The organism is Dietzia sp. CQ4 (genome assembly GCF_014145125.1).
Taxonomy (GTDB): domain Bacteria; phylum Actinomycetota; class Actinomycetes; order Mycobacteriales; family Mycobacteriaceae; genus Dietzia; species Dietzia natronolimnaea.
Genome location: NZ_JAALDZ010000409.1, coordinates 1 through 405, shown reverse-complemented (window position 1 = coordinate 405; position 405 = coordinate 1). Strand labels below are relative to the sequence as shown.

General features: G+C 73.8%; 1 protein-coding gene. It reads right to left on the bottom strand.

Annotated elements, in window-relative coordinates; genetic code table 11:
- Positions 1–405, bottom strand: a 405-nt coding sequence (locus G6031_RS17985) for a PfkB family carbohydrate kinase (RefSeq protein ID WP_241737412.1), incomplete at both ends; no start/stop codon positions are given.

The window sequence follows — 405 nt, the reverse complement described above, 5'->3', positions numbered from 1 at the left end:
CCCGAGCCCCCGGGCCACCTGGGCCGCGACCGCGCAGCCGAGGACGGCGGAGCCCCGCAGGTCGCGACCGAGATGACGCCCCACCAGGAACCCGGCAGAGAACGAGTCCCCGCAGCCGGTGGTGTCGACGACGTCGATCGCGAAGGCGGGTACCGCGATGGTCTCGTCCGGTGTCACGACGAGCGCGCCGTCGGCGCCCGCGGTGAGGGCCACGCACGCGACCCCGCGCTCGATCAGCATGCGCGCGCCCTCGGCCAGCGTGTCGGCGCCGGTGAAGCCGCGGACCTGGTCGTCGTTGGGCAACAGGTAGTCCACGTGCGGTAGCGCGTCCGCGATCCACTCGAGCATCCCGGGGTCGCCGTCGGCCAGGATGTCGACCGACGTGGTGATCCCCTTCCCACGGGC